Raw genomic sequence first — 24,243 nt, 5'->3', positions numbered from 1 at the left:
CAACCCGCCGATAGCATCGCTCAGAGCAGCATGACCCCTCGATCTTAGGAAACGTATCGTGCCTCATCCTTCGGTGGCTGCCGACGCCGGTGTCGGCTACGGCTGCCGCGAGCTCACCCAGCACGCCGAGTTCCGAGCGGCGGCCGCGCTGTACGCCCGCGTCTTCGCATACACGGAGAGCGAGTACGCGCTGAACGCGAACCTCCTCACCGCGCTGGCCCGCAACGGCGGCTCCGCGGTCGGCGCCTTCACCGAGGAGGGTGCGCTGATCGGCTTCGCCTACGGCTTCGCGGGCTGCGATGCGGACGGCGCCTGTTTCCACTACTCGCAGGCGGCCGCCGTCGACCCCGCGCAGCAGGGGCGTGGCGTCGGCCAGGCGCTCAAGCTCGCGCAGCGCGCCGTGGCACTGCGATGGGGACAGCGGAGCATGCGATGGACGTTCGATCCGCTGCTCTCCCGGAACGCGCATTTCAACCTGAGCTCCCTCGGTGCGGTCGGCATCGCGTACGAGCGGGACTACTACGCGCGCCCCGACACCGACCGCCTGGTGGTCTCGTGGGACCTCGACGGCGCGGATCGCTCGGTCCGCCGGCTCCCTCCCTGTCCCGCCCATGCTCGGGCCGGACGACTGGGGGGCGAGCCGTGACGGCGGACGGCGACACCTGGATCGCGATCCCCACCCGCCCCGACGCCCTCGACGCCGAGGAGCGTGCGGTGCTGCGGCGGGATCTGGAGCGATCGATGACCGCGGCGTTCCGCCGCGGCGAGGTCCTCGTCGGGGCCGCACGCCTCGACGAGGACACGGCGGTCTACCGCGCGACACCCGGGGAGGGCACGGCATGAACGACCACGACCACGACCAGGAGGATCGCGACCTCGTCTCTCCGCGTGACCGCTACGGCGAGCGCATCCGGACCAACCTCTCCGCCGAGAGCATCCAGGCGCGGATCATCGAGACCGAGCAGCGGACGCTCGCGCAGACCTTCGAGGAACTGAGCCGTTCCGCCCAGGTCCCGCACGCGGCGGCGCTGCTGCTCGGTGCCCGCCGGCGCTACGTGGCCGGCGAGGGCAAGGCGGCCGCGTACGCGCAACTCCTCAACGCGGATCTGTCGGCGACCCTGTCGAACGTGTTCCTCGTTGACGGTCATGCGCTGCAGCCGCTCACCGTGCTCACGGACGTCCGGGCCAGCGACGTGCTCATCGCGTTCTCGCTGCGGCGCTACCGCGAGGAGACCGTGCGGCTCGGACGGCTCTTCCACGAGGCGGGGGGCCAGCTCGTCGTCATCACCGACAGCGAGGACGCCCCGCTGGCGCCGATCGCGACCTCCCTGATCCGGGTGCGAACCGGATCGGCGTCGTACGCCGACTCACCGACCCCAGTCGCCGCGGTCTGTCATCTCCTGAGCGCGCTCACCACCGCGAGCGCGAAGGGCGCGCGTCGACGGCTGGCGGAACGAGACCGGCTGGTGGCGCGGCTCGGGCTCTACGGCCCCGAGACATCGCGCCCCCGACCGGAGGAGGACGCGTGAGGGTCGTCCGCGTCCGGCTGTTCGCCCTGCGTCAGCCGCTCCTGCACAGCTTCGAGACGAGTTCGCACCGGAAATCCGGCATCGAGCACGTGCTGGTCGAGGTCACCGACGCCGGTGGGCAGACCGGCTGGGGGGAGATCGCCTCGCCGAGCGATCCGTTCTACGGCGCGGAGACCACCGTCACCGCGTGGGAGATCGCGACGCGCTACCTCGTGCCCGCGCTGCTGCGTGCGGAAGGCGATGAGCCGACCGACCTCGAGGCATCGTGGGCACGGGTCCGCGGGCACGAGTTCGCCAAGGCCGGGTTCTCCGGCGCGCTCTGGGACCTGGCCGCCCGGATGCGGGGGATCGCGCTCTCCGCAGCGCTGGGCGGGACGCGCGACGAGGTCGTCGCCGGGGTGTCGCTCGGGATCGAGCCGTCGATCGATGAGCTGCTCGCCCAGGTCGAGCTGCAGCGCGCGGCCGGCTACCCCCGGGTCAAGCTCAAGATCGCTCCGGGGTGGGACGTCGAGCCGGTGCGGGCGGTGCGCGCCGCCTACCCCGACCTCGACCTCCATGTGGACGCGAACGGCGCGTATGCCGACGACGAGCGCGCCGCCGCGGTGTTCACGAGCCTGGATCGCGAGGCGCTCACCATGATCGAGCAGCCCTTCGCGCCCCGCGACCTCGTGGCGCACGCCGACCTCCAGGCCCGCCTCGACACGGACGTGTGTCTCGACGAATCCGTCGTCGACCTCGGAGACCTGCGAACGATGATCCGGCTCGGGGCGGGACGGGTCCTGAACATCAAGGTGTCCCGGATGGGCGGGCTCACCGTGGCTCGCGCGGCACACGATGTGGCGCGGGACGCGGGCATCCCCGTCTGGTGCGGCGGAATGCACGAGTTCGGCATCGGCCGCGCCGCGAACGTCGCGCTGTCATCATTGCCCGGTTTCCTGCTGCCGTCGGACGTGTCCGGGTCGGACAAGTACTACGAGTCCGACATCATCGCTCCTCCGGTGACCGCGGCCGCTGGTCGCGTCACGGTCCCCACCGGGCCGGGCATCGGGCACGAGGTGCTGGTCGAGCGCATCGCCCGCGACGCGTCCCGCATCTTCGACTCCTCCCCGGCGGACGCCCCCGAGGCCGTCCTGACCGCGGGCTGACCGATCCCGACCCTGCGAGAGCGGAATCCCATGCGTGCACTGCTGCTGTACCGGCTCGACCTCGCGGACGAGGCAGCGGAGGGCGGGATCCATGCCGTCGACCCCCGGGAGCCGATCATCCGGGCGACCGACCTCGGCGTGACCCGTGGCGACGGTGTCTTCGAGACCGCCGTGGTGCGCGGGGGGAGGCCGCAGGCCCTGGAGGCGCATCTGACGCGACTGGAACGCTCGGCACAGCTCCTGGCGCTGCCGACACCCCATCGGGAGCTGTGGGCCGAGGCGGTCCGCCGCGCGGCCGCCGAGGTCTCCCGGCCGGGGGTCCTCCGCGACGGGGAGATCGCGTCGATCAAGTTCGCGATGACCCGCGGCGACGAAATCGACTCCTCCGGACCGACGGGGTGGGTGCTGGGCTTCGCGGGCGAGGACCCGGATGCCGTCCGTGACCGGGGTGTCTCGGCAGTGGTCCTCGACCGCGGGTACCGGCACGACGTCATGCAGACGGCGCCCTGGCTGCTGCAGGGGGCGAAGTCGCTCGCGTACGCCGTGAACCAGGCGGCGCTGCGGGAGGCGCGGCGGCGTGGCGCGGACGATGTCATCTTCGTCAGCGCCGACGGCTTCGTGCTGGAAGGGCCGCGGTCGACGCTGATCGCGCGACTCGATGGAACACTGGTCACGCCACCGCCCGAGCAGGGCGTACTCCCCGGGACGACGCAGGCCGACGTGTTCGCGGGACTCGCCGACGTGCCGTCGAGGGTCGGCACGATGTGGCGGGACGATCTGGACCGGGCGGATGCCCTGTGGCTGTGCTCCAGCACCCGCGGTGCGGTACCGGTTCGTGAACTGGATGGTGTCGTTCGTGGCGTGGACCGCGAACTCACCGCGCGGATGAACGCGGTGCTGGATGGACGAGAGGACTGAGATGGTCGACCAGGAGCGCCCCGTCGATCGGGTGATCGACGGACACAACGATCTCGCCTGGGCGAGCAGGACGTTGCTCGGTTACCGCGTGGCCGAACTGTCCGGGTCGGTGCCGGCGACGCAGACCGATCTCCCTCGCCTGACCGCCGGGGGCGTCGCAGGGCAGTTCTGGTCGGTGTGGGTCGACCCCGTGCTGGAGGGCGCGGAGCAGGTGGTGGCCACGCTCGAGCAGATCGACTTCGTGCACCGGCTCGTCGACGCCCACCCGCAGCGCTTCGCGATCGCCCGGACCGCGGCCGATGCGCGCGCGGCCATGGCGGACGGCCGTATCGCTTCGCTCATCGGGATCGAGGGCGGCGATCAGCTCGGCGGGTCGCTCGCGGTGCTGCGGCAGTTCGCCCGTCTGGGCGCGCGGTACCTCACGCTCACCTGGTCACGGACCATCGACTGGGCGGACTCCGCGACGGACGAGGCGCGGCACGGAGGGCTGACGGACTTCGGCCGCGAGGTGGTCAGGGAGATGAACCGCATCGGCGTGCTCGTGGACCTCTCCCACGTCGCCCCCACCACCATGCGGCATGCCCTCGAGGTCACGACGCGGCCGGTGATGGTCAGCCATTCGGGCGCCTTCGCGCTGTGCGACCACCCGCGCAACGTGCCCGACGACGTGCTCGCCGCGATCGGCGCGCAGGGCGGCGTCGTGATGGTCCCCTTCGTCCCCACGTTCGTCTCGCAGGCCCGCCGCGACTGGTGGGAGGCGGGGGGACAGGGAGAGCCCCCGCGCGTCGGCGTCCGTGATGTCGCCGACCACCTGGACCACGTGCGTCACGTCGCCGGAGCGCAGACGGTCGGGATCGGCGCCGACTACGACGGCTCCGACGCGATGCCGGACGGTCTCGGCGACGTCTCGGGGTACCCGGCGCTGTTCGCCGAGCTGCGGCGTCGAGGCTGGTCGGAGGGCGACCTCCGGGCCCTGGCGCACGAGAACGTCCTCCGGGTGCTGGAGGCGTCGGACCCCGACCACGAGGCCTTCCTCGCCGGCCGCGCTGGAGAGCCCGCCGCGGCCGCGCTCGCTCCGGCGGTGGACACGGTGGCGCGGGAGGGCGCGCTGTGAACCCGTGCGTGCTCGTGATCGTGAACTCCGCGAGCTCCGGGCCGCGCCGGCTCGGCACCTGGCTGCGGGCGAAGGGGATCGACGTCGAGGAGATCGTGGGCGCCGAGCAGGCCCTCCCGGCCTCGCTGAACGGCTACGCCGGCCTCGTGCTGCTCGGCGGCGGCCTCATGCCGGATGACGACGACCGCGCGCCGTGGCTCGAGGCCGAGCGGGCGCTCGCCGCGGAGGCCATCGCCGCCGACCTTCCCACCCTCGGCATCTGCCTCGGCGGGCAGCTTCTCGCCCACGTCGCCGGCGGCGAGGTCTCCGAGAAGACGGGCCCGATCGAACGCGGCGCGACCCCGATCCGCCCGACCGACGCCGGGCGGACGGACGCGCTGTTCGCCACGCTCGGTGACGAGGCCCCGATGATCGAGAATCACCAGGACATGATCACGCGGCTCCCCCGCGGCGCCGTGCTGCTGGCGTCGAGTGCCGACGTCGAGAATCAGGCGTTCCGGCTGGGGAGGCGGGTCCGGGGTGTCCAGTTCCACCCCGAGGCCTCGGCTGCCGACCTCGCACGGTGGGACGATGCGGCCCTGCGCGGGGAGGGGCGATCACTGCCGGCACTCATCGCCGCCGCCGAGCGCGTGCACGACCACAACACCGCGGCCAGTCGCGGTCTCATCGAGGCCTTCGCCGACGAGGTGCGCGCCGGGGTCCCGGCGTGACCCGGAACGATGCGGGCGTCCTCGTTGCGGCGGAGACCGCCAGCGAGGCGCTCCGCCACGGCCTCGACGAACGCGCCCGTCGTGCCGCCCCCTCCGCCATCGCCGCGGTCGCCGAACGCGGGAGCGTCCGCGCGGTGCTGGCCCACGGGCATCCCCGAGGCGACGCGGCCCCGACGACACGGGACACCGTGTTCCGCATCGCGTCGATGTCCAAGAGCTTCCTCGCCGCCGCAGTGCTCTCGCTGCGCGACCGCGGCCTGCTCGACCTGCACGTGCCGATCCGCGCGTATCTGCCCGAGGTCCGATTACGGCATCGCGATGCGGACGTCGAGGTCACGGGCGACCTGCTGCTCTCCAACCGCTCGGGGCTGGGGGAGGACAACGCCTGGGTGGACCGGCACCTCGACGCGCCCCGCGCCGAGATCGCCGCCCTGTTCGCGGGCGGGGTGCCCCTCACGGCCGCGCCGGGGACCGTCTACCAGTACTCCAACCTCGGCCAGTCGCTGCTCGGGCGCGTCGTGGAAGCGGTGACGGGGCGTGCTGTGGAGGACGTGATCCGGGAGGCCCTGCTGCACCCACTCGGCCTGCACCGCACGTCGCACGTCCCGGACGACTTCGCCGCGGAGGAGTTGGCCGGTGGGTTCCGGACGTTCGATGACGGTGCGACGTTCCGCGCCGAGCCGTTGGTGGGCTCCGGGGCGCTCGGCTGCATCGGAAGCATGTTCAGCACGGTCGACGACATCGCGACGTGGATGTGGTTCCTCGGCTCGGCCTTCACCGACCATCCGGTCGCGCCGGACGTGCTGGCGCCGGCGTCGCGACGGGAGCTGCAGCAGGCCCGCACGCCGATCCCCGTGCACTCCGCCGCGTTCGACGGGCGAGACCTCGCCGGTGCCGGCTACGGATACGGGCTCGTGGTCGAGGACGACCGCCGCTTCGGTCGTGTCGTGCAGCACTCCGGAGGGCTTCCCGGCTTCTCGGCGCACATGCGGTGGCACGCGGCCACGGGCATCGGCGTGATCGCGTTCGGCAATTCGGACGAGTTCGGTGCCCGCCGGGTTGCGGGGGCGGCGCTGCAGGACCTCCTCGAAACGACGCATGCCCCCTCGGCGGTCGTGCACCCGTGGACGGAGACCATCGCCGCGGCGCGGGCGATCGACGCCGCGCTCCGGTCCGGGCAGCCCGCTGCCGACTACCCGTTCCTCGCCGACCACGTCCTCGACGACGTCCCTGCGGACGTGCGGGACGCCCGGCTCGCCAGGCAGCTGGACGAGATCGGCGGGTTGCGCGCGCAGCAGGCGCCGTTCGCCGACCGCGTGGTCGCCGCCGCGACCGAGGCCGAGCTGCGCTGGCGGATCGCCGGCCACCAGCGCGACCTTCTCGTGGAGGTGCGCCTCATCGGTCTGCCCGAGCCGCGGGTGCAGGGGCTGAGCGTCGCGGTCGTCGCCTCGGGAGAGACGCTCATCGACGGCGAGCGACGCGGCGCGGCCGAACGCCACCGGATCGTCCTCCCCGCCGGCTGAGCCCCCCGACCGAGCAGATCGACCGGGTCCAAAAAACCGCCCTAGGATGGAGGCATCCCGACTCGCCCGTTCTGAGGAATCCCCATGCCCGCCACCTTCGTGCGCCGTCTCCTGCCCCTTGCCGCCCTCACCGCCGCCACCGCCCTGGTGCTCAGCGCATGCGCCGGCCCGTCGACGGAGAGCGACGGCGGCGAGCTCGTCTGGTCGATCGAGGGCGCGAACCTGTCGGCCGGGCACATGGACCCGCAGGTGAGCCAGCTGGACGTCTCCGGGATGGTGCAGCGCGCCGTGCTCGACTCGCTCGTCTTCCAGGAGGAGGACGGGACGTTCTCGCCGTGGCTCGCGAAGGAGTGGGAGGTGTCGGACGACAGCACCGAGTACACGTTCACGCTCCGTGACGACGTGACCTTCACCGACGGCGAGCCGTTCGATGCGGAGGCCGTCAAGGCGAACTTCGACCGCATCGTCGACCCGGAGACGGCCTCGGCCCAGGCGGCGAGCATGCTGGGCGCGGATTTCTACGCCGGCACCGAGGTCGTCGACGAGCACACGGTGAAGGTCTCGTTCACACAGCCCTACGCGCCGTTCCTGCAAGCGGCGAGCACTCCGCAGCTCGGCTTCTACTCGCCCGCCGTTCTCGCGGAGTCGGCCGACAAGCTCAAGGCCGGCGGTCCCGATGTCACCGTCGGCACCGGACCGTTCGTGCTCACGGAGTACACCGCCGACCAGGAGATCGTCTACACGCGCAACGACGACTATGCCTGGGGCCCGCACGATGCGGAGGCACCAGCGTTCGAGACGCTGCGCGTGCAGATCCAGCCCGAGGCGTCCGTCCGCACCGGAGTGATCGAGAGCGGGGAAGCCGACCTCGCCAGCAACATCCCGCCGAACCAGGTCGCCGGTCTCGACGATGCCGGCGTGACCGTCGATTCGGTCGAGTACCCGGGCCTGCCCTATTCGCTGTACCTGAACGAGAAGTACGGTCTCTTCGCCGATGAGAAGGTGCGGCAGGCGTTCGCGCGCGGCATCGACATCGATGCGGCCGTCGAAGAGATCTACTTCGGGCAGTTCCCGCGCGCCTGGAGCATCCTCGGCAGCACCACCCCCGGGTACGACGCGTCGCTGGAGGGCTCCTGGCCGTTCGACCCCGACGCCGCGAACGCCCTGCTCGACGAGGCGGGCTGGACCGAACGCGACGCCGACGGCATCCGCATGAAGGACGGCGAGCGCCTGTCCGTGCGGTGGATCGCCTGGACTCCGGTGCCCGACGACCGCGCGGCGCTGGCCAACGCGATCCAGTCCGACCTCAAGGCGATCGGGTTCGACGTGCAGCGCGAGGAACTCGAGCCCGGCGCCTACAACGCCCAGTACGAGCCCAAGACGTTCGACCTCACGGACTGGGGTTTCTCCGGTGTGGACGCCGACTTCCTCCGCGCGCACCTGCAGACCGACGGCTTCCAGAACGCTTCCCAGGTGAGCGACCCTGAAATCGACGGACTCCTCGAGCAGGCCGTCGCTTCCAGCGACCAGGACACCCGCAACGAGCTCTACACGCAACTCCAGGAGTGGAACGCCGAGTACACGGCGATCGTCCCGCTCTACAGCCCCTCGGCGATCACGGCCGTCGGCGAGCGCATCGAGGGCCTGGAGTATGACCTCTACGGGCGGCCCCTCTTCTACGATGTGAGCCTCGGCTGATATCGGGCGGCCGTCGTTTCGAGGGAGCAGGCGGAGTGATCGAACCGTGAAGGCGGTGCTCGGCCGCGCGCTCGGGCTCGCCGCCTCGGTGGTCGTGGTGCTCTGGGGGGCGGCCACCGTCGCATTCCTGGCGTTCCGGGTGATCCCCGGCGACCCGGTGTCGGTGATGCTGGGGCCGCAGGCGCAGGTGAGTGAGGCCGTCAAGGACGGCATCCGCGCGGACCTGGGACTCGATCGCCCGCCGCTCGAGCAGTACATCTCCTTCATCGGGCAGCTCGCACGGGGAGACTTCGGCGAGTCGTACCAACTGCGCCTCCCCGTTTCCGAGGTCATCGGACGGCAGCTCGGCGCGACCGTGCAGCTCTCGGCTCTCGCGCTGGTGATCGCCGTCGTCCTCGCCCTCGCGGTGACGGTGCTCGTGCGGGGACATGTCGGGCGCACCATCGCCGCAGGGATCGAGCTCGTGGTGCTCTCGTCGCCCGTGTTCTGGATCGGGCTGCTGCTGCTGAGCGTCTTCGCCTTCGGACTGGGCTGGTTCCCTGTCTCGGGCGCACGCAACCCCGCGACCATCGTGTTGCCGGCCGTCACCCTCGCCCTCCCCGTGGGGGCGCTGCTGAGCCAGGTGCTCCGGGACGGCCTGATGCAGGCGGAGCGGCTGCCGTTCGCGGAGACGGTCCGTGCACGGGGAGCAGGGCCGACCTGGTTCACCCTGCGGCACGGGGTGCGGCACGGGGCCGCATCAGCGGTCACCCTCGCCGCCTACCTCACCGGTTCGGTCCTCGGGGGCGCGGTTCTCGTCGAGACCGTCTTCGCGCGCCCCGGTCTCGGCCGGGTCACCCTCGCCGCCATCAACGACCGCGACCTGCCGGTCCTCACCGGGATCATCCTGCTGAGTGCCCTCGTCTTCGTCGTCATCAACGTGGTGGTGGAGCTCGTGCATCCACTGATCGACCCCCGCGTGGCGGACACCCGGGCGGGAGCCGTCCGATGAGTCGAGGGCAGCGGATCCTGCTGGCGCTTGCGGCGAGCCTGCTGGCGGTCGTCGCGCTCGCCGCGCTGTGGCCGGGACTGCTCGCCACGCACGATCCGTTGCAGACCGAGGTTCGCGCCGCCCTCCTGCCGCCGAGCGGCGAACACCTCTTCGGCACTGACCAGAGTGGCCGCGACGTGTACTCCCGTGTGGTCTTCGGCGCCGGGCGCTCGGTCGGCATCGGGCTGCTCGCCACCGCGGCCGCCCTCGTCGCGGGCCTGCTCGTGGGGGCGATCGCCGGTACGTCTCCGCGGGGTGTCGACGTCACGCTCATGCGCATCAACGACGTGCTCATGGCGTTCCCCGAGTTCCTCGTGGCGCTGGTCGTCGTGGCCGTCCTGGGGCCGGGACCCGTGAACATCGCGATCGCGGTGACGCTGGCCGCGGCTCCGGTGTACGTCCGGCTCGCCCGCGTGCAGACACGCACGCTGCGTGTGGCCGAGCACGTCGAGGCCGCACGCATCCTCGGTGTGCCGCCGGTGCGGGCGTTCCGGAGGCACGTCGTTCCGGGGGTCCTGGGATCGTTGAGCGTTCTGGCGACCATCGGCATCGGGTCGAGCATCCTCGCCGCCGCCGGACTGAGCTTCCTGGGCCTCGGACCGTCCGAGCCGACCCCGGAGTGGGGGCTCATGCTCGCGGGCGGTCGCAATGTCCTCGGACAGGCGTGGTGGGTGTCCGTCTTCCCCGGTATCGCGATCACGCTGACGGTGATCTGCGCGACGGTGATCGGACGGATCCTCCGGGCCCGGGCGGACGGGAGGGACGCATGAGCGCGACACTGGAGGTGGAAGGGCTGCGCATCGCCTTCGCGGGGACACCGGTGGTGGAGGGCGTCTCGTTCACGGCGGAGGCCGGCGAGTGCGTGGCGATCGTGGGCGAGTCAGGCGCCGGTAAGACGCTCTCTGCTCGTGCGCTGCTCGGCCTCACGCCGACGGCGGCCGAGGTCGACGTCGACCGGCTCCGCATCGACGGCGTGGACGCCGCTGCGTTGACCGAGCGCGGCTGGCGTCGCATCCGCGGGACCGGGATCGGCCTCGTCTCGCAGGACGCCCTCGTGTCGCTGGACCCGCTGCGCCGGATCGCGGACGAGATCGCGGAGCCGCTGCGGCTGCACGCCCTCGCACGGGGGCGGTCGGCCATCCGGACCCGGGTGCGCGAGCTCCTGGGACGGGTGTGGATGCCGGACCCGGACCGCCGCGCGCGGCAGCGCCCACACGAGCTCTCCGGCGGTCTTCGGCAGCGCGCGCTCATCGCCTCCGCGCTGGCCGGGGACCCTGCGGTCCTCGTGGCGGATGAGCCGACGACGGCCCTCGATGCGACCGTGCAGGCGCGGATCCTCGCGCTCCTCCGGGAGATCGTCGACCGCGGTACGGCCGTGGTCTTCATCAGTCACGATTTCGCGGCCGTGCGGCGGGTGGCGGACCGGGTGGTCGTGATGAAGGAAGGCCGGATCGTGGAGTCCGGACCGGTCGGGGAGGTGCTGGCTGACCCGCAGCACCCGTACACCCGGCAGCTCATCGCCGCGACCATGCACGAGCCGCGGGCGGAGCGCCCCGGGTCGACCGCGGTCATGCTCGTGGTGGACGGCGTGTCCAAGGCGTTCCGTGGGGCGCCGGCCGTCGTCGGTGCGTCGTTCACGGTGGCTGCGGGACGGACGCTGGGCATCGTCGGCGAGTCCGGATCGGGCAAGACGACTCTCGCCCGGATGATGGTCGGGGTCGAATCACCAGATGCGGGAGTGCTGCGGTGGAACGGGACGCCGAGGGTGCAGCTCGTGCACCAGAATCCGCTCGGGGCGTTCGACCCCCGGTGGACGGTCGGCCGTTCTCTGGAGGAGGCGCTGGAAGCGGGCGGCGTGCCCCGGGGCGAGCGACGCGCGCGCGTGGCGGCGCTGCTCGCGGAGGTCGGGCTCGACGGGGCGCTGGCGGAGCGTCGACCCTCGGCGCTGTCGGGCGGTCAGCGGCAGCGGGCCGCCGTGGCGCGTGCCCTCGCGGCGGACCCCGAGGTGCTGGTACTCGACGAACCGGTCTCGGCCCTCGACCCGTCGGTCCGGGAGCGGGTGCTCCGGCTTCTCGCACGAGTGCAGGAGGAACGCCGGCTGACGATGGTGTTCGTCTCCCATGACCTCGACGTCGTGGGGGCGGTGGCGGATGACGTCGTGGTGATGCAGGACGGCAGGATCGTGGAGCAGGGACGGACGGCGGACGTGTTCGCCGCCCCGCAGCATCCGTTCACGCGGGAGTTGCTCGCGGCGAGCGGGCCCGTCAATCCGTGACGATGATCCCCAGACCCGTCGCCATCACCGGCGCGAGCTGCTGCACCTGCATCGACGAGAGGGTCGCTCCGCGGAGGCTCTGGACGTCGAGGTAGGAGAGCGCGTCGAGGCCCCGCAGATCGAGGTCCTTCGCACGCAAGCCCCGGGGGTCGACCTCGTCGCTGCGCGTGGTCCGGAACCGGACGCGCGTCAGCTCGGCCTGCGGGAGGTCGATCGTGCGGATGTCACAGCCGACGATGTCGACGTCGTCAGCGCGGGCGGCCCCCAGGTTCAGGTAGTCGATGCGCACGTCGCGCAGCTCGAGCTCCGCCACGCGGGCGTCGCTGAGGTCGAGGGTACCGATGCGCCCTGCGGTGACCCGGAGCCGGCGGACGCTCGCGTTCCGCATCCGGAGTGAGGCGATGCGCGGGTCGGGAAAGTCGACGTCCAGCAGGGTGCCCCCGGTGAGGTCGATGCTGTCCGCGTCCGCCTGCACCGCGCACTGCTCGAGCGTGGCGTACGCGAGGTCGACGGTACCCGCGAGGTCCAGCGCGGCGGCGACGAGGTCGGCGCGGCGGGCGGCTTCGCGCGGCTCCAGCACGGGCGGCAGATCGGGCGCGGAGATTCGGGGCGCGGTCGGGGGCTTCGGCATCCTCCGAGGCTACGTCGTCCCTCCGACACCTCCAGCTCCGGAGTCGCAGATCCGCGCCGTGTCGCAGGCTCTCCGCGGCAACCTGCGACGCGACGTCCGATCTGCGACCGCCCCTGCCCGACGCGACCCCGGGACTCCCGCCTGCGGAGCGTCGCAGATCCGTGCGAGGTCGCAGACTCTCGGTCGGGATCTCCGCCGCGAGCGTGGATCTGCGATGTCGGCCGGGGCCCCGAGGCGGGGGACTGAGACTGCACACGAGGGAGCGAAGGCGGGTTGTGCACAGCGGCTGAGTTGACCCGGCCGACTCAGGGAGGAGGGAGCGTACGGGGGAGCAGCATCGAGGACATGGACGGAACGAGGCGGACGCGGCTGCTGCGGGCGATGCGCGAGGTCGACGGGATCGCACGGGTCGAGCGGCTCCGAGAACGCGGGGTCAGCCGGTACGACCTCGAGACGGCGGTCGTGGAGCGGATCATCCGCCGGGTGCGGGTCGGGTGGGTGGCGCTGCCCGACGCCGATCCGCTTCGGGTGACCGCGGCACAGCACGGCGTTCGCCTCACGTGCGTGACGCAGGCGCGGCGGCTGGGGATCTGGGTACACGACGAGTCACCGCGCCTTCACCTCGCCGCCAGCCCGGGGAGCCGGGGCGGGAAGCCACGGGGGGTCCGCGTGCACTGGGCTCGGCCCCTCGTCCCGAGACACCCCGATAATCTGGAGGACCCGATCGAGAACGTGCTGAGCCTGGTGTCCACGTGCGAACCGTACGAGCGGGCGCTCGCGACCTGGGAGTCGGCGTTGAACAAGGGGCTCGTCGATCGAGAGAGGCTGCTCCGACTCCCGTGGGGACCGCACGGGCGGAGGCTCCTGGCCGACGCCATGCCGTTCGCGGACGCGGGGCTCGAGACGTACTTGCGCGTGCGACTGCGCTGGCTCCGCGTCCCGCTGCACTTCCAGACGTGGATCGCCGGCCATCGGGTGGATGCGCTGATCGGCGAACGGCTCGTGCTGCAGATCGACGGCGGCACCCATGTCGGACCGCAGCGTGACCAGGACAACCGTCACGATGCGGAGCTGAAGCTGCGTGGTTTCCATGTCATCCGCCTCGGCTATCACCAGGTGATGGACGAGTGGCCCGTGGTGCAGGACCTCATCATGCGCGCCGTCGCCCAGGGATTGCATCGTGCCCGGACCGCGTGACGTCGCAGAAACCGCCCCGGGTCGCAGAGATTCCCCCGGATCCTGCGACATCGAAGAGAATCCGCGACGGTACAATGGCCGTACGAGCATCGATCCGGCCATCACCGGGGAGCTCTCGGAAGAACGGTCCGGAGACGGACTCAGTAGAACCGAGCGGGGCAGGCCCGTCACAGCCGCAGTGAGAGTGGTCCGTGGGTCCCTGAGCTTGACGACGGGGGCGCAGGGGCACGCGAGGTGGTACCGCGGTCCGGGAGGGTCGTCCTCGCAGCAGCATCCGCCACGACGACCACTGCGAGAGACCATGACCTACCCGCGCTCCTCCTTCGGCCCCGCCGCCGACCAGGCCGCCACTGTGGCGCCGAGCCCCCGCTTCCCGCAGATCGAGGAGGAGGTGCTCGACTTCTGGAAGACCGACGACACCTTCCGCGCCTCCATCGAGCAGCGCGAGGGCGCCCCCGAGTGGGTGTTCTACGACGGTCCTCCGTTCGCGAACGGTCTGCCGCACTACGGCCACCTCCTTACGGGCTACGCGAAGGACGTGTTCCCGCGCTTCCAGACCATGATCGGGCACAAGGTGGACCGGGTGTTCGGCTGGGACACGCACGGGCTCCCTGCCGAACTCGAGGCGATGAAGCAGCTCGGGATCACCGAGAAGAGCGAGATCGAAGAGATGGGGATCGACGTCTTCAACGAGAAGGCGCGTTCCTCGGTCCTGAAGTACACGCGGGAGTGGGAGGACTACGTCACCCGCCAGGCGCGGTGGGTGGACTTCGAGCGCGGCTACAAAACGCTCGACCTCGGATACATGGAGAGCGTGCTCTGGGCGTTCAAGACCCTGTACGACAAGGGGCTCGCCTACGAGGGCTACCGAGTACTCCCGTACTGCTGGCGCGATGAGACGCCGCTGTCCGCGCATGAGCTGCGCATGGACGACGACGTGTACCAGATGCGTCAGGATCCGTCGGTGACCGTCACCTTCCCGCTGACCGGCGCGAAGGCGGAAGCGCTCGGACTCACGGGCGTGCGTGCCCTCGCCTGGACCACCACACCCTGGACGCTGCCGACGAACCTCGCGCTCGCTGTGGGCCCGGACATCGAGTACGTCGTGCTGCCCGCCGGTCCCGCCGGCGCCTCGGACGTGCATCAGGGCCGCGCCCTGCCGTCGGCCGACCAGCTCGCCGTCGAGGCCTCCGCGCACCGATACCTTCTCGCCAAGGACCTCCTCGGGGGCTACGCCAAGGACCTCGGCTACGAGAGCGCGGAGGATGCGCTCGCCGCGGTCGACGCGACGCTGCGCGGCTCCGACCTGGCCGACGTCACCTACGACCGCCTCTTCGACTACTACGCGGACGAGGAGACCTACGGGACGGCGAACGCGTGGCGCATCCTCGTCGACGACTACGTCACCACGACCGACGGCACCGGTATCGTCCACCAGGCACCGGCCTACGGCGAGGACGACCAGCGCGTCGCGGGGGCGGCGGGCATCCCGACGATCCTGTCCCTCGACGACGGCGGACGCTTCCTCCCGAACGTGACCGACGTCGCGGGCGAACTGTGGATGGACGCGAACACCCCGCTCGTGCGGATCATCCGCGACAACGGCCGCCTGGTCCGGCTGCACAGCTACGAGCACTCGTACCCGCACTGCTGGCGCTGCCGGAATCCCCTGATCTACAAGGCCGTGTCGAGCTGGTTCATCCGGGTCACCGACATCAAGGACGACCTCCTCGCCAACAACGAGCAGATCACCTGGGTGCCGGAGAACGTGAAGGAGGGGCAGTTCGGCAAGTGGCTCGAGGGTGCACGCGACTGGTCGATCAGCCGCAACCGGTACTGGGGCTCGCCCATCCCGATCTGGAAGAGCGACGACCCGGAGTACCCGCGGGTCGACGCCTACGGTTCCTTGGAAGAGCTGGAGCGCGACTTCGGCACGCTCCCGCGCAACCCCGAGGGTGAGGTCGATCTCCACCGTCCCTACATCGATCACCTGACCCGGCCGAATCCGGACGACCCGACGGGAAAGAGCACGATGCGGCGGATCGGCGACGTCTTCGACGTGTGGTTCGACTCCGGGTCGATGCCGTACGCCCAGGTGCACTATCCCTTCGAGAACCAGGAGTGGTTCGACTCGCACTCCCCGGCGGACTTCATCGTGGAGTACATCGGTCAGACCCGCGGCTGGTTCTACGTCATGCACGTGCTCTCGACGGCGCTGTTCAACCGCCCGGCGTTCACCGGCGTCAGCTGCCACGGCATCGTGCTCGGCAGCGACGGCTACAAGATGTCGAAGTCGCTGCGGAATTACCCCGACGTGTCGGAGGTGCTGGACCGCGACGGGTCCGACGCGATGCGCTGGTTCCTCATGTCGAGCGCGGTGCTCCGCGGCGGCAACCTCATCGTCACCGAGGAGGGCATCCGCTCGGGCGTCCGGGAGTTCCTGCTGCCGCTGTGGAACTCGTGGTACTTCTTCGCGACGTATGCCAATGCTTCGACCGGCTCAGCGGCCACGGGGGGCGGGTACGAAGCGTCGTGGCGCACCGACTCGACCGACGTCCTGGACCGCTACATCCTCGCGCGCCTGGGCGACCTCGTCCGGGAGGTGCGCGCCGACCTGGAGGGTCTCGACTCGACGACCGCGTCCGCACGACTTCGCGACTTCGCCGAGATTCTGACGAACTGGTACATCCGCCGTTCGCGCGACCGGTTCTGGGTGGGCGTGACGGACGACCCGAAGAGCCGCGAGGCCTTCGACACGCTCTACACCGTGCTGGAGACGCTGTGCCGTGTGGCCGCGCCGCTCGTCCCGCTCATCAGCGAGCGCGTGTGGCAGGGCCTCACCGGCGGGCGCAGCGTGCACCTGCAGGACTGGCCAGACGCGAAGCAGTTCCCCGCGGCCGACGAGATCCGCGATGCCATGGATGCCGTCCGGGAGCTGTCCAGCGTCGGCAACGCGCTGCGCAAGAAGGAGAAGCTCCGCGTGCGCCTGCCGCTCGCGCGACTCACGGTCGTGTCGCCGCTCGCAGCCGACCTGGGTCAGTTCGAGGACATCCTCCGCGAGGAGCTCAACGTCAAGACCGTGGAACTCGTCCCGCTGACCGACGAGGCGGCGGGGGAGTACGGCATCAGCCACCGTCTGAGCGTCAACGCCCGGGCCGCGGGGCCGCGCCTCGGCAAGGACGTGCAGAAGGCCATCCAGGCGGCGCGTTCCGGCGACTGGTCCGAGACCGACGGCGTCGTGACCGCCGGTGGCATCGCACTGGAACCCGCGGAGTACGACCTGGTCCTGGAGACCACCGGTCGTCCCGAGGGCGAGGCACTGGCGATCGTGCCGTCGGGCGGGTTCGTCCTGCTCGACACCGACACGACGCCGGAACTGGAGGCGGAGGGCATCGCCCGCGACGCCATCCGCGTCGTACAGGAGGCGCGTAAGAACGCCGGTCTCGACGTCAGCGACAGGATCGTGCTGGCCCTGAACGCAGCCCCGGCGGAGGCGGCGGCGCTGGAGACCCACGCCTACCTCATCGCCGCCGAGACGCTCGCCGTCGCGTTCGCCGTGCAGCCGACGGACGACCTCGACCGGCTCGTCGACGAGGTCACGAGCCCTGGGGGCGGCGTGCACCGGAGCGGGGCGAAGGCCCTCGGGGCCGGGAAGGCGCCGCTCCTCGTCACGATCGACACGAACCTGGAGAAGGTGGGCGCATGAGTGCGAGAGACCGGGCCGACGCCGTCTACGAGACGCTGCTGAGCCGCGCGGGGGAACGCTGGGTGCAGCCGCGCAAGGAGCGGACCGCGCGGATCCTCGAGTACCTCGACGATCCGCAGCGCACGTACCGGGTCATCCACATCACCGGCACCAACGGCAAGACGTCGACCGCGCGGATGATCGAAAGCCTGCTGCGGGCGCACGACCTGCGAACCGGCCTGTTCACGAGTCCGCACCTGGAGCGGTTCACCGAGCGCATCATGATCGACGGGGAACCGATCGCGGACGAGGCCGTGGCCGACGCCTGGGACGAGATCGAGCCGTTCGTGGCGATCGTCGACGCCGAGCTCGAGGCGGCGGGGGAGGCTCCGCTGACGTTCTTCGAGCTGCTGACGGTGCTCGCTTTCGTCGCCGTCGCCGATGCGCCCGTCGACGTGCTCGTCCTCGAAGTCGGCATGGGCGGAGAGTGGGACTCGACGAACACGGCCGACGGTGACGTCGCTGTGTTCGCCCCCATCGACATCGATCATGCCGACCGCCTGGGGGGCACCATCGCCGAGATCGCCCAGGTCAAGGCCGGCATCATCAAGGAGGGCGCTGCCGTGGTCTCCGCCCAGCAGCCGCCCGAGGCCGCCGCCGTGCTGCGCCGCGTCGCGGCCGAGCGTCATGCCACGATCGCCTTCGAGGGCGAGGACTTCGGACTCGCCGAGCAGAAGCTCGCCGTCGGCGGTCAGCTCCTGACGATCCGCGGGCTCGCGGGGCAGTACGAGGAGGAGTACCTGCCGCTGTACGGCGCCCACCAGGGACACAACGCCGCCCTCGCGGTCGCCGCCGTCGAGTCGCTCATCGGCGGCGCGGGGCAGGCCATCGCAGGGGGAGTCATCTCGGACGGGCTCCAGGGCAGCACCTCTCCGGGGCGCCTGCAACTCCTGGGCATCGCGCCGACGGTCATCGTCGACGCGGCGCACAATCCGCACGGTGCCGCTGCGCTCGCCCAAGCGCTGGACGACAGCTTCGACTTCGACGAGTGGGGCCTCGTGCTCGGCGTCCTTGCAGACAAGGACGCGGCGGGAATCGTCGCCCGTCTCGCCCCCGTGGCCGCTCACGTGTTCGCAACGGCGCCCGAGTCCGACCGCGCGAGCGACGCGGATCTCATCGCCGACCTGGTCGAGCAGAGCGGGCAGCGTGCCACGGTCCACTCCTCGCTCGCGGACGCCGCGGACGCTGCGCGCGAGTGGGCCGCCGCGTCGGACAGGCGGGCGGTGGTCATCGCCGGCTCCGTCGTCCTCGCCGGGGAGGCGATCGCGCTCTCGGAGGAGGAGGATTGGAAGTCGGGGTGGCGCGCATGAGTGCCGCTGGCGCACCGCGTCGGCCCCGTGCTCCACGCACTCTCGTCCAGAAGCTCGCCCCGGTGGTGCTCGGGTTCGAGGCGATCGTGGTCTTCCTCGTCGGGCTCACGATCTTCGGTCTGAAGGCGCTGCCGCCGGGCATCGAGCAGTGGTGGGGGATCGTGGGCGGAGCCGTCGTCGCCGTGGCGTGCGTCGTCATCGCCGGGATGATCACGAAGCCGTGGGCGATCGCCGCGGGCTGGGTCGTCCAGATCGTCGTGGCCCTCTCGGCCATCGCCGTCCCCGCGGTGCTTCTCGTCGTCCTGATTTTCGGCGGCATGTGGGCGTATGCGACCATCATGGGGGCTCGTCTGGACGCACGACGCCCGAGCGAGTCCTCGACCGCGCAGAACGCAGACACAGAGAGTGAATGACATGGCCACCGAAGAAACCCTCGTCCTCGTCAAGCCGGACGGTGTCGCCCGCGGCCTCACCGGAGCGATCCTGGCCCGCATCGAGGCGAAGGGCTACGCGCTCGTCGACATCCGTCTCGTCGAGCCCGACCGCGATCTCCTCGCCGCGCACTACGCCGAGCACGAGGGCAAGCCGTTCTACGAGCCCCTCCTCGAATTCATGATGTCCGGTCCTTCGGTGGCGATCCGGCTCGCCGGCAACCGCGTCATCGAGGGTTTCCGCTCCCTCGCCGGCACGACCGACCCGACGACCGCCGCTCCCGGCACGATCCGCGGCGACTTCGGCCGCGACTGGGGCCTGAAGGTGCAGCAGAACCTCGTGCACGGCTCGGACAGCCCCGAGTCGGCCGCGCGCGAACTGGGGATCTGGTTCGACTGACCCCGATCATCACGACGAAGCCCGCCCGCCGGAATGGCGGACGGGCTTCGTCGTGAGAGCAGACCGGTTCAGAAGAGGATCCTCGCCATCTCGCCGAGGAAGTCGAGGCCCTGCAGCTGTGCGAGGACGATGATCACGGCGTAGGCGATGACGGTCGCCAGCGGTACCCAGGGCATGAGCTTCTCGGCGCGGTCGCGAACCTTCCCGTTCGCGGTGAACGTGCCGTTCCGGGCGAGGTGCACCATGGTGGCGAAGAAGGTGGGGATCGTGACCGCCCAGGTGACCATGCACCAGGGGCAGAGCACGAAGAGGTCGTACAGGCTCTGCCCGATCAGCCAGCACACGAACCCGAATGCGAAGGTGATGCCGACGCCGAACGCGGCCCAGAACCATCGCGAGAAGCGTGCGCCGGACAGGATCGCGACACCGACGACGAGCGGCGCCATCCAGCCGGCGAGCCCGAGGATCGGGTTCGGGAACCCGAACACCGATCCCTGCCACGACTGCAGGTTGGTGCTGCACTGGATGAACGGGCTGAGATCGCAGCCGAGCGCCTCCTGCGGGTTCTCCAGCAGCGCGAACTTCTCGACGGTGAGCTGGAAGGCGGCGTACCAGCCCACGACGCTCGCGATGATCAACCACACGGCATAGACGACGGGGCGGGTGCGCTGCTCGCTCATGCTTCGAATTATCACAGCGGCGGCTATGGAAAGGGCGAGAGCAGCCCGGAGAAAACCGGTCCGCGTCGACGGGATGCCGCGATCGCACGCACTTGATGCGATAATGGCCTGTGATGCGATGAACGGCGTTGCCGCGACACGTGTCGAGCAGACTTCGGGGCCCATGCCCCACGCGACCAGAGCCATGAGCCGGTCGCAAGCCGATTGAGTTCGCGACACCCGCGGGTGCCGCATGAGATTTCACGGGACACCCGGTGGCCCGTGCCAGGGAGCACGCCAGAGATGGCCGATGAGAACAATGACAACAACGCCCCCGCCCTCGACGCTCCGGCTGATGCCGCGGAGCCGCTGACGGCGCCCACCACTCCCGCTGCGGAGCAGTCGGAGGACGCCGCGCAGGCCCAGGAGGACGCGGACGACGCCGCCGCCGAGTCGGCGGCAGACGACCGTGACGCTGCGAACGCGGCCGCCGATGACGCCGCTGCGGCGGCGGACGATGCGGCCGCAGCCGCAGCCGAGGATGCCTCGGCCGCGGACGACGCCGCCGCCGAAGCGATCGACGCCGCGGCGCAGGCGGAGGAAGCTCCTGTCGAGGCGGCCCCTGTCGAGGAGGCTCCTGTCGAGGAGGCTCCTGCCGAGGCGGCCCCTGTCGAAGAGGTCCCCGTCGAAGAGGCCCCCGTCGAGGAGGTCCCTGTCGAGGAGGCCGCGGCGCAGCCGACGCCCGCAACGCCCGCCGAGCCGGAGAAGCCCGCGGCCGTCACCGCCGTGTCGCTCGGTCTGCTGCCGGAGGTTTTCGTCTCTCAGGTCTCGACCCAGCTGCACTTCTATGCGCCCGAGATCGTTCCGCTGCCTGCGCGCCCCGGTCGCGACGACCGTGCGCCGGAGCGCGACCAGGAGGAGTCCGGAGGAGGCCGCCGCGGGCGTCGTCGCCGCGGAGGCGCCGAGGGTGATGACCAGCGCGATGAGCCGCGGCAGCGCCAGCGCGTCGTCGAGTACATCACCGAGCCGAAGGCCATCAAGGGCTCGACACGCTTGGAGGCCAAGAAGCAGCGCCGTCGCGACGGTCGCGATGCGGGCCGGCGCCGTCCCGTCGTGACCGAGGCCGAGTTCCTCGCCCGGCGCGAGTCGGTGGACCGCAAGATGGTCGTGCGCTCCAAGAACGGCCGTACGCAGATCGGCGTGCTGGAGGACGGCGTGCTCGTGGAGCACTACGTCGCCCGCAACCAGGACGCATCGCTGATCGGCAACGTCTACCTCGGCCGCGTGCAGAACGTGCTCCCGAGCATGGAGGCCGCGTTCGTCGACATCGGTCGCGGCCGCAACGCCGTGCTCTACTCCGGCGAGGTGGACTGGGACGGCGTCGAGACCGGCAACCAGCCTCGCCGCATCGAACTGGCGCTGAAGCCGGGCGACCGCGTGCTCGTCCAGGTCACGAAGGACCCGGTGGGTCACAAGGGTGCGCGCCTCACGAGCCAGATCTCGCTGCCAGGCCGCTACCTCGTGTACGTCCCCGGCGGGTCGATGAACGGCATCAGCCGGAAGCTCCCCGACAACGAGCGCGCCCGTCTCAAGCGCATCCTCAAGGAGGTGCTGCCCGAGTCCTCCGGCGTCATCGTGCGCACGGCGGCCGAGGGGGCGACGGAGGAGCAGCTCACGCGTGACGTGCAGCGGCTCACCTCGCAGTGGGAGCACATCCAGAAGCAGGTGGAGAGCCAGCAGGCTCCCGCGCTCCTGCACGCCGAGCCGGATCTGCTCGTGAAGATCGTCCGTGACGTCTTCAACGAGGACTTCACGAAGATGCTCATCCAGGGCGAGGACTCGCAGCGCACGATCCGCGCCTACCTGGAGAGCGTCGCGCCGGATCTGCTGGAGCGGGTCGAGGCGTATGAGGACGACGTCGATCCGTTCGACGCGTTCCGCATCACGGAGCAGATCGAGAAGGCGCTGGACCGCAAGGTGTGGCTGCCGTCCGGTGGTTCGCTCGTGATCGACCGCACCGAGGCCATGACGGTCGTCGACGTCAACACCGGCAAGTTCGTCGGTTCCGGGGGCAACCTCGAGGAGACCGTCACCAAGAACAACCTCGAGGCGGCGGAGGAGATCGTCCGTCAGCTCCGGCTGCGCGACATCGGCGGCATCATCGTCGTCGACTTCATCGACATGGTGCTGGAGTCCAACCGTGACCTCGTACTGCGTCGGCTGATCGAGTGCCTCAGCCGTGACCGGACGAAGCACCAGGTCGCCGAGGTCACCTCGCTCGGGCTCGTGCAGATGACCCGCAAGAAGCTGGGTCTCGGGCTGCTGGAGACTTTCAGCGAGGCCTGTGAGGTGTGTGCGGGCCGTGGCGTGATCGTCCACCATGACCCCGTGGTGAAGCACCGCGCGAACGGCAACGGCGGCAACGGTAACGGCAACAACGGCGGGCGTCGTCAGCGCGGTGGCAACGGGAACGGGAACGGTAACGCCGCCCCCGTCGCTCCTCCGGTCACGCACAGCATCACCGAAGGGGCGAAGTCGGCCCTCGCGCAGATCGCGGCATCCACGATCGCCGCGCCCGGGGAGCCGGCCGTCGAGGCTCCCGTCGCCGACTCGACTGCCGACTCCGCGGTCGAGAGGCCCAAGAAGGCGCGGAAGAAGCGCGGGGACCGCAAGGCGCCGAAGACCCCCACCGAGGAGCTCCTCGACTCCGTGCTCGATGCGCTTCCGGAGCCGAAGGCGCCGGGGCAGGGGCGGGGCCGGCGCCGGGTCACCACTGCGGCGCTCTCCGGTACGCCGGTGTCGGTCGGATCGGAGTCGTCAGTGCCGCCGGTCGCGTCCGCGGACCCGCAGGCCTGAGGCGATCAGGCGGCGCACCAGCTCCTTGCCGGGGACATGCTGGGCGCCGCCGGAGATGAGCCGGGGAACCGCGTCCTCCGGCACGTCGTAGTGGTCCAGGTCGAAGGCACGGGCGGGGATGCCGTGCGCCCGCGCGAACGCGTGCAGCTCGTCGAGGTTCTCGTCGCTGACCAGATGCGCCCACAGGCGTCCGTGGGCGGGCCAGCGGGGGTCGTCGACGAGTACGGTCACTCCGTCAGCCTACGACCGCGGGGGCGACCCGGCTCGCTTTGCGAGGTCGTCCCGCATCCGGTAAAGTAGTCCCTTGGTGCGCATGCCGCGTCGTCCTCGACGGCCGAAGCGGAGAGTCTTGCATTCGCGCCCGTCGTACCAGCGACGCATGCAAGCAACAGTCTTCCCGTGAGATTCTCGGAGCCGCGTGCTCCCCAACGAAACAGGTATGAAGTGGTTTACGCAGTAGTGCGCGCCGGTGGCCGGCAGGAGAAGGTCGAGGTCGGCACCATCGTTCAGCTCGACCGTGTTCAGGCTGCCCAGGGCGACAAGATCCAGCTGCCCGCTGTGCTGCTCGTCGACGGCTCCACGGTGACCACCGACGCCGACGCGCTGGCCAAGGTGACCGTCACGGCTGAGGTCGTCGGCAACCTCCGCGGGCCGAAGATCGTCATCCAGAAGTACAAGAACAAGACCGGCTACAAGAAGCGTCAGGGCCACCGCCAGGAGCTCACGCGCGTCAAGATCACCGGCATCAAGTAAGACCGAGGAGACCAGGACATGGCACACAAAAAGGGCGCAAGCTCCACCCGCAACGGTCGTGACTCCAACGCACAGCGCCTCGGCGTGAAGCGCTTCGGCGGTCAGCAGGTCCTCGCCGGCGAGATCATCGTCCGTCAGCGCGGCACGCACTTCCACCCCGGCGCCAACGTCGGCCGTGGTGGCGACGACACGCTGTTCGCTCTGGCCGCCGGCGCGGTCGAGTTCGGCGCGAAGGGCGGCCGCAAGGTCGTCAACATCGTCGCTGCTGCTGAGTGATCACAGCACCACGTTAGACATCCGGTTCGGGGCGGGCTTCGGC

At 70.7% G+C, this 24,243-nt stretch carries 23 protein-coding genes; 20 read left to right on the top strand and 3 right to left on the bottom strand.

Annotated features, from left to right (window positions below; genetic code table 11):
* Window positions 1–58 precede the first annotated feature (58 nt).
* The 12 genes from FY549_RS14125 (at window position 59) to FY549_RS14070 (ending at window position 11,942) form a co-directional block, all read left to right on the top strand.
* Window positions 59–646 (top strand): hypothetical protein, encoded by a 588-nt coding sequence (locus tag FY549_RS14125; RefSeq protein WP_149085574.1) that lies wholly within the window; start codon window positions 59–61, stop codon window positions 644–646.
* On the top strand, window positions 643–843 hold the full coding sequence (locus tag FY549_RS14120) for a hypothetical protein (protein ID WP_149085573.1): 201 nt from the start codon (window positions 643–645) through the stop codon (window positions 841–843). Before FY549_RS14125 ends, FY549_RS14120 begins: the two co-directional genes overlap by 4 nt.
* Window positions 840–1,529, top strand: a complete 690-nt coding sequence (locus tag FY549_RS14115) for a MurR/RpiR family transcriptional regulator (protein WP_149085572.1) — start codon at window positions 840–842, stop codon at window positions 1,527–1,529. The genes FY549_RS14120 and FY549_RS14115 overlap by 4 nt, the downstream gene beginning before the upstream one ends.
* Window positions 1,526–2,674 carry an o-succinylbenzoate synthase gene (gene menC / locus FY549_RS14110; RefSeq protein ID WP_149085571.1) on the top strand — a complete coding sequence of 383 codons (1,149 nt, stop codon included), beginning with the start codon at window positions 1,526–1,528 and terminating at the stop codon, window positions 2,672–2,674. Before FY549_RS14115 ends, menC begins: the two co-directional genes overlap by 4 nt.
* 30 nt (window positions 2,675–2,704) lie before the next feature.
* Window positions 2,705–3,592 carry an aminotransferase class IV gene (locus FY549_RS14105; RefSeq protein WP_149085570.1) on the top strand — a complete coding sequence of 296 codons (888 nt, stop codon included), beginning with the start codon at window positions 2,705–2,707 and terminating at the stop codon, window positions 3,590–3,592.
* Entirely contained in the window at window positions 3,576–4,706 is a 1,131-nt protein-coding gene (locus FY549_RS14100; RefSeq protein ID WP_200839020.1) for a dipeptidase, read from the top strand. Before FY549_RS14105 ends, FY549_RS14100 begins: the two co-directional genes overlap by 17 nt.
* A complete protein-coding gene (locus FY549_RS14095; RefSeq protein ID WP_149085569.1) occupies window positions 4,703–5,416 on the top strand; it encodes a type 1 glutamine amidotransferase in 714 nt (237 codons plus the stop codon). Before FY549_RS14100 ends, FY549_RS14095 begins: the two co-directional genes overlap by 4 nt.
* A complete protein-coding gene (locus tag FY549_RS14090; RefSeq protein ID WP_149085568.1) occupies window positions 5,413–6,939 on the top strand; it encodes a serine hydrolase domain-containing protein in 1,527 nt (508 codons plus the stop codon). The genes FY549_RS14095 and FY549_RS14090 overlap by 4 nt, the downstream gene beginning before the upstream one ends.
* 84 nt (window positions 6,940–7,023) lie before the next feature.
* Window positions 7,024–8,637 (top strand): ABC transporter substrate-binding protein, encoded by a 1,614-nt coding sequence (locus tag FY549_RS14085; RefSeq protein ID WP_149085567.1) that lies wholly within the window; start codon window positions 7,024–7,026, stop codon window positions 8,635–8,637.
* A 46-nt stretch (window positions 8,638–8,683) separates the two neighbouring features.
* On the top strand, window positions 8,684–9,628 hold the full coding sequence (locus FY549_RS14080) for an ABC transporter permease (RefSeq protein WP_149085566.1): 945 nt from the start codon (window positions 8,684–8,686) through the stop codon (window positions 9,626–9,628).
* Window positions 9,625–10,437: an ABC transporter permease gene (locus FY549_RS14075; RefSeq protein ID WP_149085565.1), complete on the top strand. Its 813-nt coding sequence runs from the start codon at window positions 9,625–9,627 to the stop codon at window positions 10,435–10,437. The genes FY549_RS14080 and FY549_RS14075 overlap by 4 nt, the downstream gene beginning before the upstream one ends.
* Window positions 10,434–11,942, top strand: a complete 1,509-nt coding sequence (locus FY549_RS14070) for an ATP-binding cassette domain-containing protein (RefSeq protein WP_149085564.1) — start codon at window positions 10,434–10,436, stop codon at window positions 11,940–11,942. Before FY549_RS14075 ends, FY549_RS14070 begins: the two co-directional genes overlap by 4 nt.
* Here FY549_RS14070 and FY549_RS14065 read toward each other — a convergent pair.
* Window positions 11,932–12,573, bottom strand: coding sequence for a pentapeptide repeat-containing protein (locus tag FY549_RS14065; protein ID WP_149085563.1), 642 nt, complete (start codon window positions 12,571–12,573; stop codon window positions 11,932–11,934). The two genes, FY549_RS14070 and FY549_RS14065, sit on opposite strands and share 11 nt — an antisense overlap.
* Window positions 12,574–12,918: 345 nt before the next feature.
* On the opposite strand from FY549_RS14065, the gene FY549_RS14060 reads away from it, so the two are divergent.
* From FY549_RS14060 to ndk, 5 genes are all read left to right on the top strand, one after another.
* Window positions 12,919–13,770: an endonuclease domain-containing protein gene (locus FY549_RS14060; RefSeq protein WP_149085562.1), complete on the top strand. Its 852-nt coding sequence runs from the start codon at window positions 12,919–12,921 to the stop codon at window positions 13,768–13,770.
* Window positions 13,771–14,071: 301 nt separating this feature from the next.
* Window positions 14,072–17,476 carry an isoleucine--tRNA ligase gene (ileS, locus tag FY549_RS14055; RefSeq protein ID WP_149085561.1) on the top strand — a complete coding sequence of 1,135 codons (3,405 nt, stop codon included), beginning with the start codon at window positions 14,072–14,074 and terminating at the stop codon, window positions 17,474–17,476.
* Complete coding sequence (locus tag FY549_RS14050; RefSeq protein WP_149085560.1) at window positions 17,473–18,825, top strand: bifunctional folylpolyglutamate synthase/dihydrofolate synthase; 1,353 nt, start codon at window positions 17,473–17,475, stop codon at window positions 18,823–18,825. The genes ileS and FY549_RS14050 overlap by 4 nt, the downstream gene beginning before the upstream one ends.
* Window positions 18,822–19,238 carry a DUF4233 domain-containing protein gene (locus tag FY549_RS14045; RefSeq protein WP_200839024.1) on the top strand — a complete coding sequence of 139 codons (417 nt, stop codon included), beginning with the start codon at window positions 18,822–18,824 and terminating at the stop codon, window positions 19,236–19,238. Before FY549_RS14050 ends, FY549_RS14045 begins: the two co-directional genes overlap by 4 nt.
* A gap of 1 nt (window position 19,239) precedes the next feature.
* Complete coding sequence (ndk, locus tag FY549_RS14040; protein WP_149085558.1) at window positions 19,240–19,656, top strand: nucleoside-diphosphate kinase; 417 nt, start codon at window positions 19,240–19,242, stop codon at window positions 19,654–19,656.
* A 68-nt stretch (window positions 19,657–19,724) separates the two neighbouring features.
* Here the strand turns inward: ndk and FY549_RS14035 are convergent, their stop codons facing one another.
* Entirely contained in the window at window positions 19,725–20,336 is a 612-nt protein-coding gene (locus FY549_RS14035) for a vitamin K epoxide reductase family protein (protein WP_149085557.1), read from the bottom strand.
* Window positions 20,337–20,618: 282 nt separating this feature from the next.
* Between FY549_RS14035 and FY549_RS14030 the strand changes: the two genes are divergently transcribed.
* Window positions 20,619–23,171, top strand: coding sequence for an Rne/Rng family ribonuclease (locus FY549_RS14030; RefSeq protein WP_149085556.1), 2,553 nt, complete (start codon window positions 20,619–20,621; stop codon window positions 23,169–23,171).
* Here the strand turns inward: FY549_RS14030 and FY549_RS14025 are convergent.
* A complete protein-coding gene (locus FY549_RS14025) occupies window positions 23,133–23,402 on the bottom strand; it encodes a DUF4031 domain-containing protein (protein WP_149085555.1) in 270 nt (89 codons plus the stop codon). The two genes, FY549_RS14030 and FY549_RS14025, sit on opposite strands and share 39 nt — an antisense overlap.
* A 213-nt stretch (window positions 23,403–23,615) precedes the next feature.
* Here FY549_RS14025 and rplU point away from each other — a divergent pair, with 213 nt between their 5' ends.
* Both rplU and rpmA read left to right on the top strand, forming a co-directional pair.
* The gene (gene rplU, locus FY549_RS14020) at window positions 23,616–23,924 is read left to right on the top strand and encodes a 50S ribosomal protein L21 (RefSeq protein ID WP_025104973.1); all 309 of its coding nucleotides are present in this window, start codon (window positions 23,616–23,618) and stop codon (window positions 23,922–23,924) included.
* Between the two features lie 18 nt (window positions 23,925–23,942).
* Window positions 23,943–24,200 carry a 50S ribosomal protein L27 gene (gene rpmA, locus FY549_RS14015; protein WP_025104972.1) on the top strand — a complete coding sequence of 86 codons (258 nt, stop codon included), beginning with the start codon at window positions 23,943–23,945 and terminating at the stop codon, window positions 24,198–24,200.
* The last annotated feature ends 43 nt before the right edge of the window (window positions 24,201–24,243 follow it).

The sequence above is a fragment of the Microbacterium sp. 1S1 genome (assembly GCF_008271365.1).
In the GTDB taxonomy this organism is placed as follows: Bacteria; Actinomycetota; Actinomycetes; order Actinomycetales; family Microbacteriaceae; genus Microbacterium.
This window is presented reverse-complemented; position numbering and strand designations above follow the sequence as displayed.

Coding starts and splice junctions, on each gene's coding strand:
- FY549_RS14030 (WP_149085556.1), top strand. CDS start 20,619: ATGGCCGATGAGAACAATGACAACAACGCCCCCGCCCTCGACGCTCCG.
- ileS (WP_149085561.1), top strand. CDS start 14,072: ATGACCTACCCGCGCTCCTCCTTCGGCCCCGCCGCCGACCAGGCCGCC.
- FY549_RS14065 (WP_149085563.1), bottom strand. CDS start 12,573: ATGCCGAAGCCCCCGACCGCGCCCCGAATCTCCGCGCCCGATCTGCCG.
- FY549_RS14105 (WP_149085570.1), top strand. CDS start 2,705: ATGCGTGCACTGCTGCTGTACCGGCTCGACCTCGCGGACGAGGCAGCG.
- FY549_RS14045 (WP_200839024.1), top strand. CDS start 18,822: ATGAGTGCCGCTGGCGCACCGCGTCGGCCCCGTGCTCCACGCACTCTC.
- FY549_RS14100 (WP_200839020.1), top strand. CDS start 3,576: ATGGACGAGAGGACTGAGATGGTCGACCAGGAGCGCCCCGTCGATCGG.
- ndk (WP_149085558.1), top strand. CDS start 19,240: ATGGCCACCGAAGAAACCCTCGTCCTCGTCAAGCCGGACGGTGTCGCC.
- FY549_RS14060 (WP_149085562.1), top strand. CDS start 12,919: ATGGACGGAACGAGGCGGACGCGGCTGCTGCGGGCGATGCGCGAGGTC.
- FY549_RS14035 (WP_149085557.1), bottom strand. CDS start 20,336: ATGAGCGAGCAGCGCACCCGCCCCGTCGTCTATGCCGTGTGGTTGATC.
- FY549_RS14115 (WP_149085572.1), top strand. CDS start 840: ATGAACGACCACGACCACGACCAGGAGGATCGCGACCTCGTCTCTCCG.
- rpmA (WP_025104972.1), top strand. CDS start 23,943: ATGGCACACAAAAAGGGCGCAAGCTCCACCCGCAACGGTCGTGACTCC.
- FY549_RS14075 (WP_149085565.1), top strand. CDS start 9,625: ATGAGTCGAGGGCAGCGGATCCTGCTGGCGCTTGCGGCGAGCCTGCTG.
- FY549_RS14085 (WP_149085567.1), top strand. CDS start 7,024: ATGCCCGCCACCTTCGTGCGCCGTCTCCTGCCCCTTGCCGCCCTCACC.
- FY549_RS14070 (WP_149085564.1), top strand. CDS start 10,434: ATGAGCGCGACACTGGAGGTGGAAGGGCTGCGCATCGCCTTCGCGGGG.
- FY549_RS14050 (WP_149085560.1), top strand. CDS start 17,473: ATGAGTGCGAGAGACCGGGCCGACGCCGTCTACGAGACGCTGCTGAGC.